General features: G+C 66.2%; 23 protein-coding genes. 19 read left to right on the top strand and 4 right to left on the bottom strand.

Annotated elements, in window-relative coordinates; translation table 11 throughout:
* The first annotated feature begins 19 nt into the window (after positions 1-19).
* From BKD26_RS19735 to BKD26_RS19770, 9 genes are all read left to right on the top strand, one after another.
* Positions 20-463 carry a hypothetical protein gene (locus tag BKD26_RS19735; protein ID WP_084899761.1) on the top strand — a complete coding sequence of 148 codons (444 nt, stop codon included), beginning with the start codon at positions 20-22 and terminating at the stop codon, positions 461-463.
* Positions 460-1221: an exonuclease domain-containing protein gene (locus BKD26_RS19740; RefSeq protein ID WP_241518737.1), complete on the top strand. Its 762-nt coding sequence runs from the start codon at positions 460-462 to the stop codon at positions 1219-1221. The genes BKD26_RS19735 and BKD26_RS19740 overlap by 4 nt, the downstream gene beginning before the upstream one ends.
* On the top strand, positions 1214-1678 hold the full coding sequence (locus BKD26_RS19745) for a MazG nucleotide pyrophosphohydrolase domain-containing protein (RefSeq protein WP_241518738.1): 465 nt from the start codon (positions 1214-1216) through the stop codon (positions 1676-1678). The genes BKD26_RS19740 and BKD26_RS19745 overlap by 8 nt, the downstream gene beginning before the upstream one ends.
* Before the next feature lie 41 nt (positions 1679-1719).
* A complete protein-coding gene (locus BKD26_RS19750) occupies positions 1720-2046 on the top strand; it encodes a hypothetical protein (RefSeq protein ID WP_143662680.1) in 327 nt (108 codons plus the stop codon).
* Positions 2047-2057: 11 nt separating this feature from the next.
* Complete coding sequence (locus BKD26_RS19755; RefSeq protein WP_084899766.1) at positions 2058-2246, top strand: hypothetical protein; 189 nt, start codon at positions 2058-2060, stop codon at positions 2244-2246.
* A complete protein-coding gene (locus BKD26_RS40335; protein ID WP_179166608.1) occupies positions 2243-2395 on the top strand; it encodes a hypothetical protein in 153 nt (50 codons plus the stop codon). The genes BKD26_RS19755 and BKD26_RS40335 overlap by 4 nt, the downstream gene beginning before the upstream one ends.
* 144 nt (positions 2396-2539) lie before the next feature.
* Positions 2540-2980, top strand: a complete 441-nt coding sequence (locus BKD26_RS19760) for a KTSC domain-containing protein (RefSeq protein ID WP_084899769.1) — start codon at positions 2540-2542, stop codon at positions 2978-2980.
* A gap of 33 nt (positions 2981-3013) precedes the next feature.
* Complete coding sequence (locus BKD26_RS19765) at positions 3014-3253, top strand: hypothetical protein (RefSeq protein WP_084899771.1); 240 nt, start codon at positions 3014-3016, stop codon at positions 3251-3253.
* Between the two features lie 87 nt (positions 3254-3340).
* On the top strand, positions 3341-3610 hold the full coding sequence (locus tag BKD26_RS19770; protein WP_143662681.1) for a hypothetical protein: 270 nt from the start codon (positions 3341-3343) through the stop codon (positions 3608-3610).
* A 26-nt stretch (positions 3611-3636) separates the two neighbouring features.
* Here the strand turns inward: BKD26_RS19770 and BKD26_RS19775 are convergent, their stop codons facing one another.
* Positions 3637-4104: a hypothetical protein gene (locus tag BKD26_RS19775; protein ID WP_084899776.1), complete on the bottom strand. Its 468-nt coding sequence runs from the start codon at positions 4102-4104 to the stop codon at positions 3637-3639.
* Between the two features lie 107 nt (positions 4105-4211).
* On the opposite strand from BKD26_RS19775, the gene BKD26_RS19780 reads away from it, so the two are divergent.
* The 3 genes from BKD26_RS19780 to BKD26_RS19790 are packed head-to-tail and all read left to right on the top strand — an operon-like array spanning position 4212 to position 6709.
* Positions 4212-4574, top strand: a complete 363-nt coding sequence (locus BKD26_RS19780; RefSeq protein WP_084899778.1) for a hypothetical protein — start codon at positions 4212-4214, stop codon at positions 4572-4574.
* Between the two features lie 60 nt (positions 4575-4634).
* On the top strand, positions 4635-6194 hold the full coding sequence (locus BKD26_RS19785) for a hypothetical protein (protein ID WP_084899780.1): 1560 nt from the start codon (positions 4635-4637) through the stop codon (positions 6192-6194).
* An 8-nt stretch (positions 6195-6202) separates the two neighbouring features.
* Positions 6203-6709 carry a hypothetical protein gene (locus BKD26_RS19790; protein ID WP_084899783.1) on the top strand — a complete coding sequence of 169 codons (507 nt, stop codon included), beginning with the start codon at positions 6203-6205 and terminating at the stop codon, positions 6707-6709.
* Positions 6710-6765: 56 nt separating this feature from the next.
* Here BKD26_RS19790 and BKD26_RS19795 read toward each other — a convergent pair whose 3' ends face one another.
* Complete coding sequence (locus BKD26_RS19795; RefSeq protein ID WP_084899785.1) at positions 6766-6999, bottom strand: DUF397 domain-containing protein; 234 nt, start codon at positions 6997-6999, stop codon at positions 6766-6768.
* Between the two features lies 1 nt (position 7000).
* Positions 7001-7867, bottom strand: a complete 867-nt coding sequence (locus BKD26_RS19800; RefSeq protein ID WP_084899788.1) for a helix-turn-helix transcriptional regulator — start codon at positions 7865-7867, stop codon at positions 7001-7003.
* Positions 7868-8097: 230 nt separating this feature from the next.
* Between BKD26_RS19800 and BKD26_RS19805 the strand changes: the two genes are divergently transcribed.
* The 6 genes from BKD26_RS19805 to BKD26_RS19830 all read left to right on the top strand — a co-directional run bounded on the left by BKD26_RS19805 (position 8098) and on the right by BKD26_RS19830 (position 11528).
* Positions 8098-8535: an ATP-binding protein gene (locus BKD26_RS19805; RefSeq protein ID WP_084899789.1), complete on the top strand. Its 438-nt coding sequence runs from the start codon at positions 8098-8100 to the stop codon at positions 8533-8535.
* A 209-nt stretch (positions 8536-8744) separates the two neighbouring features.
* The gene (locus BKD26_RS19810; RefSeq protein ID WP_143662682.1) at positions 8745-8978 is read left to right on the top strand and encodes a hypothetical protein; all 234 of its coding nucleotides are present in this window, start codon (positions 8745-8747) and stop codon (positions 8976-8978) included.
* Positions 8979-9261: 283 nt separating this feature from the next.
* Complete coding sequence (locus BKD26_RS19815; RefSeq protein ID WP_084899794.1) at positions 9262-9777, top strand: hypothetical protein; 516 nt, start codon at positions 9262-9264, stop codon at positions 9775-9777.
* Positions 9778-9810: 33 nt separating this feature from the next.
* Positions 9811-10284, top strand: coding sequence for a hypothetical protein (locus tag BKD26_RS19820; RefSeq protein WP_084899797.1), 474 nt, complete (start codon positions 9811-9813; stop codon positions 10282-10284).
* 19 nt (positions 10285-10303) lie between these two features.
* The gene (locus BKD26_RS19825) at positions 10304-10555 is read left to right on the top strand and encodes a LuxR C-terminal-related transcriptional regulator (RefSeq protein WP_241518739.1); all 252 of its coding nucleotides are present in this window, start codon (positions 10304-10306) and stop codon (positions 10553-10555) included.
* A 73-nt stretch (positions 10556-10628) separates the two neighbouring features.
* A complete protein-coding gene (locus tag BKD26_RS19830; RefSeq protein WP_241518740.1) occupies positions 10629-11528 on the top strand; it encodes a TauD/TfdA family dioxygenase in 900 nt (299 codons plus the stop codon).
* A 132-nt stretch (positions 11529-11660) separates the two neighbouring features.
* On the opposite strand, the gene BKD26_RS19835 is transcribed toward BKD26_RS19830, so the two are convergent.
* Positions 11661-12434, bottom strand: a complete 774-nt coding sequence (locus tag BKD26_RS19835; protein WP_084899804.1) for a glycosyltransferase family 2 protein — start codon at positions 12432-12434, stop codon at positions 11661-11663.
* A gap of 66 nt (positions 12435-12500) precedes the next feature.
* On the opposite strand from BKD26_RS19835, the gene BKD26_RS19840 reads away from it, so the two are divergent.
* Positions 12501-13757 carry a nucleotide sugar dehydrogenase gene (locus BKD26_RS19840; protein ID WP_084899807.1) on the top strand — a complete coding sequence of 419 codons (1257 nt, stop codon included), beginning with the start codon at positions 12501-12503 and terminating at the stop codon, positions 13755-13757.
* Positions 13758-13760 lie beyond the last annotated feature (3 nt).

A 13760-nucleotide genomic window follows, 5' to 3' on the forward strand; every position in this document is an offset into this window, starting at 1 on the left:
CCCCTTGAGAGGAGAAAGCATGTCCGAGGTCACGCCGGACGCAATCCGGCTCATGCGGGAGGACTACCCGCCGTCGGGAAACTGCCCTGCCAAGGCCATCGACGACCCGTCCCAACATCACGTCTGGGAGCGGACCCAGTACGGCAACGTCTCCTGTGCCGACTGCCATGTCCCGCACTCCGACGAGCCCTTGGAGCGGCTCGCCGAGTCGGACCTGGACTGGCTTCAAGGCATTTGTGACGCCATCGGACCGCTGTACGGCGGTCGGCTGGCTGCGGATGGCCGCCGGCACTACAACGGCATCGAGTTGTTCGACGACGAGGAGGGTGATGACCTCACCTTCTACCTCGTCGCCCGCGACGCCATGCCGGCACTGATCCACGCTTACCGTAGGCTGCTGGCGGAGACGGAGCAGCGATCGGGCGGGACGGTGGGCGTCGTCCCACTGCGGGAGGCCGCGTGATCGCCCTCCCGGACACCTTCATGGGGTTCGACCTGGAGACCACGGGTGTCTCCGTCGAGGAGGACCGCATCGTCACGGCCGCCATGGTCGAGGTCCTGCACGGTGTCCCCAGGCGCTCGCGCACGTGGCTCGTCGACCCAGGCGTCGAGATACCCGCGGAAGCCACCAAGGTTCACAAAATCACGACCGAGAAGGCGCGGCGCGGCGGCATGAACACCATCCGGGCCACCGCGCAGATCGCCGGCCAGATCTGGGGCGCGCTGACCGCCGGCATCCCGCTGGTCATCATGAACGCGCCCTACGACCTGAGCCTCCTCGACCGCGAGTGCCGGCGCAACGACGTCACGCCCGTCACCGAGATGCTCGCTTCGGCCAAGGACGGTCTCGTCCTGGACCCCTACGTCCTGGACCGCAGGGTCGACCCGTTCCGGCCCGGCAAGCGGACGCTGGAAAGCCTCGCCGAGTACTACGGCGTGACCCTCAAGGGCGCCCACGAGGCCGGCGCCGATGCCCTGGCCGCCGTCCAGGTCACCCAGAAGATTCTGCGCACCGTCGAGGACGAGCGAGCCTTCAACCGCAGCACCTACCACCATGAGGTCCACGGCCGCGACCTCCGCGAGCTTTACGCGCAGCAGCGACTGTGGTTCGCCGCCCAGTCCGCCGGCTACCAGGACTGGCTGCGGCGCACCAAGAACCCCACGGCCGTCGTCAACGGCGAGTGGCCGATCATCCCCGTCAAGGAGCCTGTACGTGTCTGACCTCGCCCAGCTCGACTTCCAGGGCGCGGTCGCCCAGTTCCACGAAGCGTTCGACGTCGCCAACGACATCGTCACCCCGGACAAATTTCGGGAGCTGCTGCAGCGCCGTGTCACGCTGATCACCGAGGAAACCAGAGAGGTCGTCGAGGCCGTCGCCGCCGTCAAGGACGGCATCGGGAATCCCGGCTATCCACTGGACCGCGTAGAGCACCTTGCCAAGGAACTGGCCGACCTGCTGTACGTCACCTTCGGGACGGCCGACCTGCTCGGCATCCCGCTGAATAAGGCCTTCGCCGAGGTCCACGACAGCAACATGTCGAAGCTCGGGGAGGACGGAAAGCCGGTTCTCCGCGAGGACGGGAAGGTGCTGAAGGGCCCCAACTACCGTGAGGCCGACATGTCCGATGTGGGCGTCGACATTCTCACCCACTACATCGGCCTGCAATTCGCGGAATAACACAATTCATAGGCCCCACTTAGCATTGAGGACGTGAGTCCTTGACGCTGAAGGCGGTCCGAATGTTTCACACACTGATGGCAGAAGCGGCCTCAGGCGGCGGTGTCAATTTCGACAACCCGCTGATCCTGGGGCCGCTTGCTGCGTTCGTCTTCGCCATCTTCGTCAGCGAAGTCGTCGTACCCGGAAAGACCTATCGGCGGGAAGTCGACGAGAACGCGCGACTGCGCGACCTCGTGGAGCAAGTCATTCCCCTCGCTGAGTCGATGACTGCTACTGCGCAGGAGATGGTCACGGCGACCTCCCGCGTCACCGACGTGATGGACCGCGTCGTCACCACCTTGGCCGACCCCCGCCGCGAAGGCTGAAAGGGGCGACCGTGGCCCTCTGGAACACCAAGCGTCCCCAGCACAACTCGATCGACCTCGCGGACGCCTCAGCGCGCATGACCAAAGCAGCGGTCTCCTTGCGCCTCACCGTCATCAAGGCCCGGCACGCCACCGCAGACGCCCGGCGCTTCACCGACCGAGTCGAATCCCAGATCGTGGACCAGCAGGGAGCAGCATGACCACCCGTAAGACCAAGGCCGATGAAGAGCCTCGCTACAACTGCGACAACCATCCCCAGCGTACGGCGGCTCTGAACACCACCAGCGGTGGAGCCCACAGCCAGATCCACCTCTGCAAGGACTGCGCCCGCGCAGCCGGGAGGCTGTGATGCAGGTGTCCACGTGTGTCTGGTGGCAGGGCCGGCACGTGCAGGCCGGCCGCTTCTGCCCGCACAAGCAGGGCGTAGAGATCGACCCTGCGGGCGATCAGCACCCCGTCGGGTGGACCGTACAGAACCCAGGAGGCAAGAAGGATGCCTAACCGCGGATGGAAGCCGCCTCCGGTCAAGGCACTGCCCGAGCCGGCCCTGGGTGGCAGCCGCTACTCCAAGCGCCAGGTCGACCGGCTCCAGCAGTACGACCGCCGGGACATGCGCCCCAAGACTCGCGCGGCCCTGGAGGAGTTCGAGAAGACCGGCAACACCGACAAGCTCCTGACCTTCAGCACCTGGCCGAACCACACCATCAACCGCGACCGCCCACGGACCGTGTCCGCCGGCTACGACTCGAAGTCCCACACCCTTCGAGTCGAATTCCGAAACGGCGAGGACGGGCGCGGAAAGCCGGGCGGGCCGGTCTACGAGTACTACCGCGTGAGTCCGAATGTGTGGAAGAACGTGCGCCGTACCGGGTCCGAAGGCAGGAACATCATCAATAAGGCCCTCGAAGGCCACCCATACCGGCGCATCCGCTAACACAATCGGAAATCCGCCACTAGGGTGCGGCGCATGAGACTTCCTTTCTTCGTGCGCCGCGTCCCCACCCTCAAGGAATTCCCGTTCGCCTACAGAACATGGACCCAGGAGATGAGGGAGCCCTTTCGCCGCGGCAACACCCTCGTCATCCGGCTGCCGTTCGGGCAGGGCATCGGCGTTGGCCGGTGGACCGGGACGCTCCCGAGCGAGGACCACGCCTTGGTGGCGGTTCTGGGCAGCCCGAAGCCGTTCATCCCCGGCCGCGATGACTGACGAGGACCTGGCCCGCCGGCAGGTGGCACGCCGGAGCGAGGACACCGACGAGGAATGGGAGCTGCTACAGATGCTGGGGTTGGACGGATGAAGCTGAGACGATTGATCGAGCGGCTCTGGCCGGCACACCGGCTGCTGGAGAGAGCGGAGCGGCGCGTCAAGCTGCTGCCGCTCGTGGAACTGCTGGACACGGCTGACATCACGGGCTCGACGATCGCCGCGGCGCTGTACCGGCACCGTAAGGCTCCGAGCGACGAGGCCCTCGCAGAAGCCGTGGACGGAGTCGTCGCCCTGGCGGCCATCGTCCGCGAGCTTCAGGAGCGACAGAAGGCGTGGGAAAGCCCCAACCCGAGCTGACGGGTTGGGGCTTGGTGCTGTCCGGGCTAGCTGAGCGGGAAGGCCCAGGAGACGCAGATGGCGTAGAAGAAGAGACTGGCCAGGATGATGCCGCCTGACTGCGTGATGAGGTGGATGCCTCCTTGGGCCCGGCGCAGCGAGGACTCGACCTCGCGGGCGTAGGGGCCGACGCTGAAGCCGGCCCAGCGCATGCGGCGGGTCAGGCGAAAGACGATCGCCGAGAAGATCCACATGGTGATGGCCATGGGGGCGAGGGAGTCGCGGAAGCTGCCCGAGTCGTACCAGGTGAATGAACCGACGTACAGGGCCAGGAGTGTGCCGCCCCAGATCATGAGTCGGTACATGAACACCAGCCGGCGCTCGACGACGCGGCCGGCGGCAACGAGGTAGGCCTGCCCGTCAGTGAGGCCGTGGCCGGGGACGGAGCGGACCGAGTCAGCCTCTCGCGTTATGCGCTGAGCCCAGTTGTCCTGCGCTCCCCAGTCGATTCCCATTACCGCCCCCGGTCTGTGTGCGAAGTGTGAAGCAACTGTAGCTGCCGAACTAGGCCTTTGATCAGGTGTGCGCAAGTAGGCTGGTGGTAACAGGTGAAAGGGCGGGTATGGACTTCATCAGGATCGTCGAAGACGCCATGGAGCGCTACGGTTGGCGCGCAGTGAACGTCCCCGGCGAGCCGGCTGGCCAGGGCTGGGAGGCGGTGCCCAAGAGGGGGAACCATGCCAAGTACGAGGTCCAGCTCGATGGTGTACCGCAGGGCCATGTCGTAGCGAGGTCGCGTCTCACTGGGAAGCCGCACCCCGATTACCGGTACCAGGCGGAGTTGGGTATGCCGCCCGACCCCGTTCGCAAGGTCGGGCACCTCTGGATTGCGCCGTTCAACTCCTGCGTGGACTTCGTGGTGGCGCATACCACTGGGACGGCGCCGCCCTATATTCCGGACCGTCCGTTCTGCCCGCCGGATTAACACAATTCCATAGACCCTTCTTACCCTGATTGCACCAATTGGAGCGATGCGGGGTAATTCATGGCGTTGAAGGTCGTCGGTGGAACAGACGTCGAGGGCGACGACGAGGAGTTCCAACTCCCTGTCAATTCCGAGATATCCCAGGAGACCGTCGACCGCATTATCGAGAAGATGCTCCTCGTCATCGACGAGTTGAGCGGACACCCCCTCCGCGACTATCAGGTCCCACTTGCGCGGCGAATCCTGGAGTCGATGATCCTCGGCGACACCGCCAAGATCACCGCCTGCTGGGCCCGGCAGTCCGGCAAGTCCGAGACCCTCGCGAACACGCTCGCCGCGGTCCTGATCATGTTCCCGCGCCTTGCGCCGATCTTTCCCAATCTGCTGGGCCGGTTCGCAGAGGGCGTGTGGCTCGGGGCCTTTGCTCCGGTGGATGACATGGCGGACAACATCTACGGCCGCATCGTCAGCCGGCTGACGTCCGAGCGCGCCCTGGAGCTGATGGCCGACCCGGAGATCGACGAGAAGGTCGTCGGCAAGGGCAAGGAGCTGCGGCTGGTGAAGTGCGGCAGTCTCGTCCGCAAGCAGACTTGCCACCCCAGGGCCCAGATCGAGGGACGCACCTACCACGTGGTGCTGATCGACGAGGCTCAGGTCGCCGACGAGAAGGTCGTCAACAAGTCGATCAGCCCGATGCTCGCGAGCACCCGCGGCACGATGATCCTCACGGGGACCCCCACCTACACGAAGGGGATCTTCTACAAGATCATCCAGCAGAACAAGCGGTTCGCGACCCGGCGCGCTGCCCGGCCCAACCACTTCGAAGCCACCTGGCGGGACGTGGCGAAGGCACACCCGGACTACGGCGTCTACATCCGCGGTGAGATGCTCACCATCGGCGAGGACTCCGACGAGTTCCGCCTCTCCTACCGCCTCCAGTGGCTCCTCGACCGAGGCATGTTCACCACCAGCGAGCGGATGGAAGAGCTGGGGGACCGGTCGATGCAGACCGTGCCGGCCTGGAATAGGACCCCCGTCATCGTCGGCATCGACCCCGCCCGCAAGCAGGACGCCACCGTCGTCACCGTCGTCTGGGTCAACTGGGACTACCCGAACGAGTTCGGCCAGTACGAGCATAGGATCTTGAACTGGCTCGACTTGTCGGGACTCGGGTGGGAGGAACAGTACTTCCGGATCGTCGACTTCCTGTCCAACTACAACGTGCTGGCCATCGGCATCGACGCAGGCGGCATCGGTGACGTGGTGGCCAGCAGGCTGCGGGTCCTCATGCCCGGCGTCGACATCATTGACCTGCCTTCCGACCGAGGTGCCCAGTCCAAGCGGTGGAAGCACCTCATGGAGCTGATGCGGACGGACAACCTCTCCTGGCCGGCGCACTCGAAGGTGAAGAGGACGAAGGTCTTCCAGCGCTTCCATACGCAGATGGAAGACGCCGAACTCGAATTCCAGGGCCCCAACGTCATCGTTCACGCTCCGGAGGAGACCGGCGCCCACGACGACTACGTGGACTCCCTCGCCAACGCGTGCTTCATGACCGCTGACCTGTCCATGCCCGAAGTGCAGGAGGAGAGCAACTTCTTCTTCTCCCGGGCCGCGTAAGGAGCCACGTGTCGATCGACCCGAACTACCACACCTACGACCCCAACGACCCGTACAACATCATCGGCTGGACCAGCCAGAATCAGCTCGCCGGCCCGGGACACCCGGAGGCAAACCCGCCGGCCCCCTACCCGGCCGACATCGCGATCCAGACCGTGCGGGCGACCTACATGGTCGAGGGAGGGCAGCCACTTCCCGGCAGCGTGCTGATCCAGGCCAACCGCCGCTACCGGGACCGGTCGACGGGGGACGTGGTCGTGCCTAACGCGCGTCGGGTCAAGGTCGTCAACGGGGCGCTCAGTGTCGACCTGCCGGCCGGTGACGATCCCGACCTCGACGAGCCGTTCCTGTACTCCGTGCACGAGGTCGTGCCCGGCGGCCGGAAGTTCATGATCTCCGTCCCGTACAACGCGGTCGGACCGCTCCGGCTGCACGACCTGGTGGTGGAAGCCGAGTACACGCCGATTCGGCCGCCACGGATCTATGCCCTCAGCCACCGGCTGGGCGGCGTCTGAGGGCGCAGAGGAAAGGCCCCCCGAGCAGTGCTCGGGGGGCCTTCGCGCTGTGAAGGCTAGAGGTCGGTGAACTCGCCGGCCTCCCAGCCCTGCGCGAACGCGGCCCATTCGCCCGCCGTGTAGCAGAGGTGGGGGCCCTCCGGGTTCTTCGAATCACGGATGGCGACGCCGCCACCAGGCAGGGGAGCCAGCTCGACGCACTGGCCGTTGTTGCCGGTGAAGCTGCTCTTCCGCCATGCCAGCGTTGCGGGGTCGATGCTGTAGAGGTCCTGCTTCTGCTGCTGCTCCATGTCAGTCTTCCTTGATACGTGCGATCAGATCGCGGGTCTTATCGGGTGGCAAAGCGGCATCGGCGAGCGTGCTGAACAAGCGGTGCAACCGCCGAAGATCTCGCGGGTCATCCATCAGTACGCTACCGGCTACGGACTCGCCGAAGGCCACGTCAGGTACGTCGGGGTTCGGAAAGCGGAAGATCGTGAACGCTCCTGTCTGAGTTCCATCCGCTCCCTTCTCATAAGGGATCACCCTCAGATCCACCGTCTCCATCTCCGACAGCTCCAACAGGTGTTGAAGCTGCTCCCGGTGGCCTTCCGGTCCACCGACCTGGAAGTGGAGCACCGCTTGGCTGATCACGTACCGACATCTCAGCGGCTCGTCCGCGTCCAGGAGCCGGTGCCGCTTCCTTATCCCTCGAACCTCAACCAGGCCGTCCACCTGATCGGGGCCGAGTGAAGCGAAGCCAACGCTGGTCACGGACCGCGCATATCTTTCAGTTTGCAGGAGCCCAGGCAGAATGCCTACCTGGTATTCGAGCACATCCGCGGCGGACGCCTCGAAGCCGAGGAACCGCTCGTAGTTGGCGCTGATGATCTCGTTGTAGCGCGCCCACCACGGTTGTCCTCGCTCGCGGGTAGCGGCGTGGAGCTCCGCCAGCTCCTCAAGCTGCTGGCCGGACACCCCGTAGAGGCGCGTCATACCCTCGAAGAGCTCCTGGCTGCACGCCCGCTTGCCGGTCTCGACTCGGCTGATCAGGGAATCGTCGCAACCAAGGTGCTCGGCCACCGCCTTGATATTCAGGTCGGTGGTCTCCTCGCGAAGCCGGCGCAGGGCGCGGCCGAGCGCGACGCGGGCCATCAACTGCGTGTTGGTGCCTGCCACCAGCCCTCCTTCCACCTACTGAGTCGGGGAGAGGCTACCGCAGAGGCGTCTGCCGATCCTGCTAGCCCTGCCCTCCAATGCATATGCCAAGTCAACTGAGTTGGCAATTGACAGTCATCTGCCTTGACGGTCCCTCAGAAGCTGGAGCACGATGCTCTCGTGACGTTAAGTGCTCCGGCGGGTTCGGAGCGCTACAAGATCCTTTGTGCTGCTCCCACCTTGGAGGCGCCGTGGACTCCGCACTCGCGCTGGAGATCACCCAAGCCGTGAAGGAAGCCGACCCTCTCGTGGTCCCGATGCCGGGCCTGCGCCGGGAGCAGGTACCCAGCATGCGCAAGGCCGTCGAGCACGTACTCGACCTCTGGGGCCACGGCCTCCGATCGAGGGACGTCACCACTGTCCTCTCCGAGCTGCTGGCCAACGTTATCGAGCACGTGCCGTCTTCGAGCTGCACTCTGATCCTGGAGCGCTACACCTGGGGCGTGCGCCTCAAGGTCGACGACGACTGCACCCTCGTGCCGGACCTCCCCCTGCACGAGCCCGACCTCGACAGCGACTCCGGCCGCGGTCTGTGGCTCGCCGCCGCCCTCAGCGACGACCTTTTCTTCGATGGCTACTCAGTACGGCGCGGCAAGCGAGTCGTAGCCGACTTCCGGTGCGCGAAATGAGCGCAGCGCCCACAACCACCGCTCCGGTCGAGGCGAACCCCCTCCCCGTGACCGCCTCCCGGAGCGGTGCACAGCCCCTTACGGCGCGCGGCATCTGGTGTACCGCGGAGATCCGGCTCGTCGGTGACCTTGAGCCACGACGTCAGTACTCATCGCCCGCCGAAACCGCCGCTGTGGCAACGCGGTGGATGCGTGTCCAGGTCCGTCAGGTGCAGCACGTTCTCGCCGACGAGCAGAAGGCGCTGGCTGACGAATGGCTGCATGCCGGCTTTCGAGAGACGCTGAGCGCCCTGGAGGCCGGCCAGGAGGCCGGGCTGTCCGTAGAGCACCACGGATCCGTGGTGAGCTGGGCTGGCCGGCCGGCCATATTCCTCCGCCTGGCGCATCGGAAACCCGATACCCCTGACTGCGCCTTCCAGGTCGAGGAGGGACTGGAGCGGTGAGCAGGCCCTACACACCTCACCTACGGCGTCTGGAGATCGAGTGGGTGACGGGGCCCATGTGCACTTGGTGCCAGGGATACGGCGACGGCGTCCCGGTCACCTACGTCGGTCCCATCGTCTGGAACGGACAGCACGGAGCCCTCTACTGCTGTGAAGGGTGCCTGGACTGGTTGCACCACCTTCTAATGGGTGGCTTCCTCGACCCGGACTCGGCTGTCGCGAACCGCGCTGAACACGAGCATCCCGTTACGCCGGCAATGGAGTATCGGGGGAGAGGACACGCATGCTGACCCGCGACATTGAGAAGCGGCTGGAGCGCCTTCGGAACGACAAGGTGGCCGCCGCGCTTGACATCGATCGGCCGCCGTTGTCGCTGAACAGGAGGCGGGCGTCTCGGCGCGAGCTGCCGGAACCCGTCATTGTGGCCACCCGCATTGGCGGCTCCCGCCCGATTGACCCCGACGAACTTCATCGCGGCGACGTGCTGATTCTGAGCACAGGTCGGCATCGCGTGAAGGACATGGTCCTGGTCGGGGGCGGCAAGCGAATCGTCTTCTTCCGTGATCGGCCTCCGATCGCTGTGGGTACGAGGTACACCACCGCGTGCCCGACCTCGCTCACCCAGCTCGCTGAGGAAATCGACCAGGTCGTAAGGGCCATGAGTACGCCGCCGATGAGTGCGTCGCTGCATCAGGGGGCGAGTTCCCGGCTCCCGCGGCCCGGCCAGGTCCATGAGGTGGACTGCGCCACCTGCGAAGGCCCCTGCAACGACACGTACGGGCACGGCTCGTCAGCGTGATCGACAAGCTCGCCACACCAAGGAGCAATATCCATGTCCACCGTCATCCACACACTGGTCAGACCTCCCTTGCCGGAGGGAATGGAGCCGTTGACCGAGCAGGAGAAGCGGGTTCTCGAACTCAGTGCACTGGGGCACTCCAACAGCGAGATTGGTGCCGAGACGGGCCTGGGTAAATGGCGCTTGCCCCCGGTGCTCGAACACCTCACCTCCAAGCTAGGCGTGCGCGGGTGTGCAGCGCGAGGTTGTCGCCCCGCGATGGTCTACATCGCCATGGTGAACGACATCGTGGACCTGCCGAAGCCCGATGACCCCGGCCCCTTGCTAGAGGACGAGATGGCCTACCTGCGCGCGCTGGCCGCCGGAAGGACCTTTAAGGCGCACGCGGAGGTGTACGGCATGAACGTCACCGAGGCGGATCACCTGTCTGCGCGGGTCCGTCAGCGGCTGGGCATGCCTCGGACCGCTGCCCACGCCGTCTACCTGGCATCGTCGCGGCTGCTCTGATGCCGGGTTGGAGAACACCTTGCACCACCAGGCACCGTGTGGAGCCGGCGCGAACGGAGTCCCGGCAACACCCCCGTCGCCCCCAGCGCCGCCACACCTACGCGAGGTTCTGCGTGTACTTGAGCAAGGGCTCACGGACGAGGCGGCTGCGGCTCAACTCGGCATATCGGCCCGTACGTACAGCCGGCGCGTGGGCGAGCTGATGGCGCAGCTCGGGACCGGAAGCCGCTTCCGCGCAGGCGTCGAAGCGGTTCGACGGGGATGGCTGTGACGCACGAACCTGAAGCCCCGGGACCCGGCCGGGTCCCGGAATCCTGCAAACCCCAAGAAACAGGAGGCTCCGCGTGTTCATTGACATCCCGGGCGAACTCGAAGCCGCTCTGATCGATCTTCCTCTCCCGACGTGGGAGCTGGACGGTTCGTTCCTGGCGGCGTCCACGATGGAGCGGTACCGGACCGAGCTGGCGGCGACCCCGCGGTTCGAGGAGATCGCCGAGACGTTGCGCCACGCGCTGATCGATGAGGGCGGCGGCTACGCGGTGCTGCGCCTCGGGAACCTCGCCAAGGCTCTGGGGGCCGGCGACCGGTTCCGGCGGCTGGCGACGGGCTTCGCGGCTGAGGTGGCGGTCCCGTTTTCGCCCTTCCCGCGGTGGCTCCTGTGGAAGGACATCGGGGTCAAGGTCGACAAGGACCCCGGCAAGTCCAGCGGCATCGGGTACAACGCCTTCCACATGGACCTGGTGAACGCGACCTTGCCTCCGGACTACACCACGCTCCTGTGCGTCCGCCCCGACCCGCTTGGCGGCGGCCTCAGCATCCTCTCCGACGCCCATGCGGCGGTGGGGCGGCTGTCGGAGGCCAGCCGCGCCCTGCTGACCGAGTCGGCCTACCACTACGGGACCTTCTTCGACCTCCACGAAGTCGGAGAGGAGTACAAGCCGTTCCCGATCCTGGACGACTCCGACCTGGGCGAGGGGTTCGTCCGGTTCACCGCCAAGATGCTGGAGCGGTCCGAGCTCGGCCAAGCGCACGCCGAGGCTGCCAGGGAGCTCGCCGAGGAGCTCGTCCGGGGGCAGGTCTCCTTCATGCTCCAGGCCGGGGACTACCTCCTCGTGAACCAGCGCCGCTTCCTGCATGGCCGGCAGGCGCTCCACAGCGGTCAGGAGACCGTCCCGGTCTGCGACCGGCGGCTGCTCCTCCAGTTGTTCCTGCGGGCGAGGGCCGGCGACGGCTCAGCCGAGTAGCCGACCGACGGCACCGGTGACCCGCCGAGGCCCGCCCACGGGTCCAGCCGCCGATCGTGCGACACGGAACCGGGCCCGGTCGGGCACCCCCGGCAACGGTCGCGCACCGGGCTCCCCGAGCCCGTGCACGATCTAGATGCGCGCGTTGCGCAGCGACTGCCACACAGCGCCGGCCAGCGCCCGCGTCGCCCGCGGGACCGACAGATGCTCGTGCTCGCGGTACAGGGCCCAGTTGTACTGGACGAGCGACAGCTTGTTGGAGGACAGCGATCCCGCCTGGTGGGCCCTGTACACCGCAAGCGGCTCTGCCAGGCCCCGGGCGTCAGCGCCGTCCCGCATGATCGACAGCCAGAGGGCGTAGTCCTGGCGCTTGCGCATCTCCGGCATCAGCCTCGTGCCCAGGACCTTGCGGTCGTACATGGCGGTGAGGGCACCGATGTGGTCTCGGACCAGCATTGCGCGGTAGTCCACGTGCTCTCGCGCATGAACCACCCGCCCGTTCGGGACCCAGTCGGTGCTCTCGCCGTCGTAATCGGCGTCCATCTTGAAATACGCGGTGAACGTCAGCGGCGCGTCACCTTCCGCGGCGAAGGCGAGCTGCTTCTCGGTCTTCTCCGGAAGCCACATGTCGTCGCTGTCGAGAAAGGCGATGTAGTCCCCGCGAGCCCGCTGGATCGCGAGGTTGCGGGCCCGGCCCGCACCGCCCCGTTCGGGCGCCGACTCCGGTAGAACGCGCTCATCCTGCTCGGCGAACCCGCGAAGCAGGTCCATGGAGCCATCGGAGGACTGATCGTCGGTGACCAGCAGCTCCAGGTCGCTGTGGGTCTGCGTCAGCACCGATCGAACGGCTGCGCCAAGGGTGGCTGCCGAGTTATACACGGGCATCACGACGGACACCAAGGGCACAGCACTTCTCCTTGCCAGACCAGGAACGACGGTCCATTCAAGCACCGCAAACGAGTAGGAGCTGCCATGCATGTTGTTGTCGCTGGTCAGGGGTATGTAGGGCTTCCCCTGGCCGTACGCGCCGCCGAGGTGGGTCACCGTGTCGTCGGCTACGACGTGGACACGCACCGCGTCCAGCACCTCGCCGACGGCCATTCCTACGTAAGGGACGTGGACTCCTCCCGGCTGCGCACCGTCCTGGACTCCGGGGCCTACTCCGCGACCGCCGACGCTGCCGCGCTGGCCGGCTTCGACATCGCGGTGATCACCGTGCCGACCCCACTGCGGGACAGCGTCCCCGACCTAACCTACGTCGAGTCCTGCGCCCGGACGCTGGGCGAGCACCTCCGTCCCGGTGCGACGGTGGTCCTGGAGTCCACGACCTATCCCGGCACCACCGAGGAACTGCTGCTGCCGATCCTGGAAGAGACCTCGGGCCTCAAAGGCGGGGTGGAATTCCTAGCTGGGTTCAGCCCCGAACGCATCGCTCCAGGGAACAAGCGGTTCTCGTTCGAGAGCACGCCCAAGCTGGTGTCTGGAATAGACGCCAAATCCCTCGACGTGATCAAGGGCTTCTATGACGGCATCTTCCAGACCACGGTACCGGTATCCGGGCCGAAGGTCGCCGAGCTGGCCAAGCTGATCGAGAACACCTTCCGACTGGTCAACATATCCATGATCAACGAGCTGGCGACGCTGGCCAAGCCGCTCGGCGTGAACATCTGGGAGGCGATCGACGCCGCCGCGACCAAGCCCTTCGGCTTCACGCGGTTCACCCCAGGGCCGGGCGTCGGCGGGCACTGCCTGCCCGTCGACCCGCTGTTTCTCTCTTGGAAGGTCCAGCAGGAGCTCGGCGTCCCTTTTCGCTTCGTGGAGCTCGCCGCTGACGTGAACCGCCACATGCCCGACTACGTCGTCCAGCGTCTCGTGGCAGCCCTCGAAAGGCGCGGCATGTCTGTCAGCGGATCCCGGATCCTGCTGCTCGGCCTGACCTACAAGATCAACGCGACTGACCTGCGCGAGTCGCCCTCGGCACGAGTCGCCGAACTTCTGATCGGCCTCGGCGCCGAGGTCCGCGGCGCCGACCCCAACATCCCGGACGGCGACCGCGCCAAGCTGACGCTGCCCCTGGTGGACGCGACCGCGGAGGAGGCCGCAGCCTCGGACGCCGTGGTGCTCCTCATGGACCACGCCAGATTCGACCTCGCGATGGTCCAGGAGAGCGCGCCCTACGTACTCGACTGTCGAAACCGCATGTCCGGAGCGAACGTCGAGCTCCTCTAACCT

The organism is Streptomyces sp. CB03238 (assembly GCF_002099185.1).
In the GTDB taxonomy this organism is placed as follows: Bacteria; Actinomycetota; Actinomycetes; order Streptomycetales; family Streptomycetaceae; genus Streptomyces.

Coding starts and splice junctions, on each gene's coding strand:
- BKD26_RS19785 (WP_084899780.1), top strand. CDS start 4,635: ATGGCGTTGAAGGTCGTCGGTGGAACAGACGTCGAGGGCGACGACGAG.
- BKD26_RS19815 (WP_084899794.1), top strand. CDS start 9,262: ATGCTGACCCGCGACATTGAGAAGCGGCTGGAGCGCCTTCGGAACGAC.
- BKD26_RS19765 (WP_084899771.1), top strand. CDS start 3,014: ATGAGACTTCCTTTCTTCGTGCGCCGCGTCCCCACCCTCAAGGAATTC.
- BKD26_RS19840 (WP_084899807.1), top strand. CDS start 12,501: ATGCATGTTGTTGTCGCTGGTCAGGGGTATGTAGGGCTTCCCCTGGCC.
- BKD26_RS40335 (WP_179166608.1), top strand. CDS start 2,243: ATGACCACCCGTAAGACCAAGGCCGATGAAGAGCCTCGCTACAACTGC.
- BKD26_RS19820 (WP_084899797.1), top strand. CDS start 9,811: ATGTCCACCGTCATCCACACACTGGTCAGACCTCCCTTGCCGGAGGGA.
- BKD26_RS19760 (WP_084899769.1), top strand. CDS start 2,540: ATGCCTAACCGCGGATGGAAGCCGCCTCCGGTCAAGGCACTGCCCGAG.
- BKD26_RS19780 (WP_084899778.1), top strand. CDS start 4,212: ATGGACTTCATCAGGATCGTCGAAGACGCCATGGAGCGCTACGGTTGG.
- BKD26_RS19770 (WP_143662681.1), top strand. CDS start 3,341: ATGAAGCTGAGACGATTGATCGAGCGGCTCTGGCCGGCACACCGGCTG.
- BKD26_RS19735 (WP_084899761.1), top strand. CDS start 20: ATGTCCGAGGTCACGCCGGACGCAATCCGGCTCATGCGGGAGGACTAC.
- BKD26_RS19795 (WP_084899785.1), bottom strand. CDS start 6,999: ATGGAGCAGCAGCAGAAGCAGGACCTCTACAGCATCGACCCCGCAACG.
- BKD26_RS19775 (WP_084899776.1), bottom strand. CDS start 4,104: ATGGGAATCGACTGGGGAGCGCAGGACAACTGGGCTCAGCGCATAACG.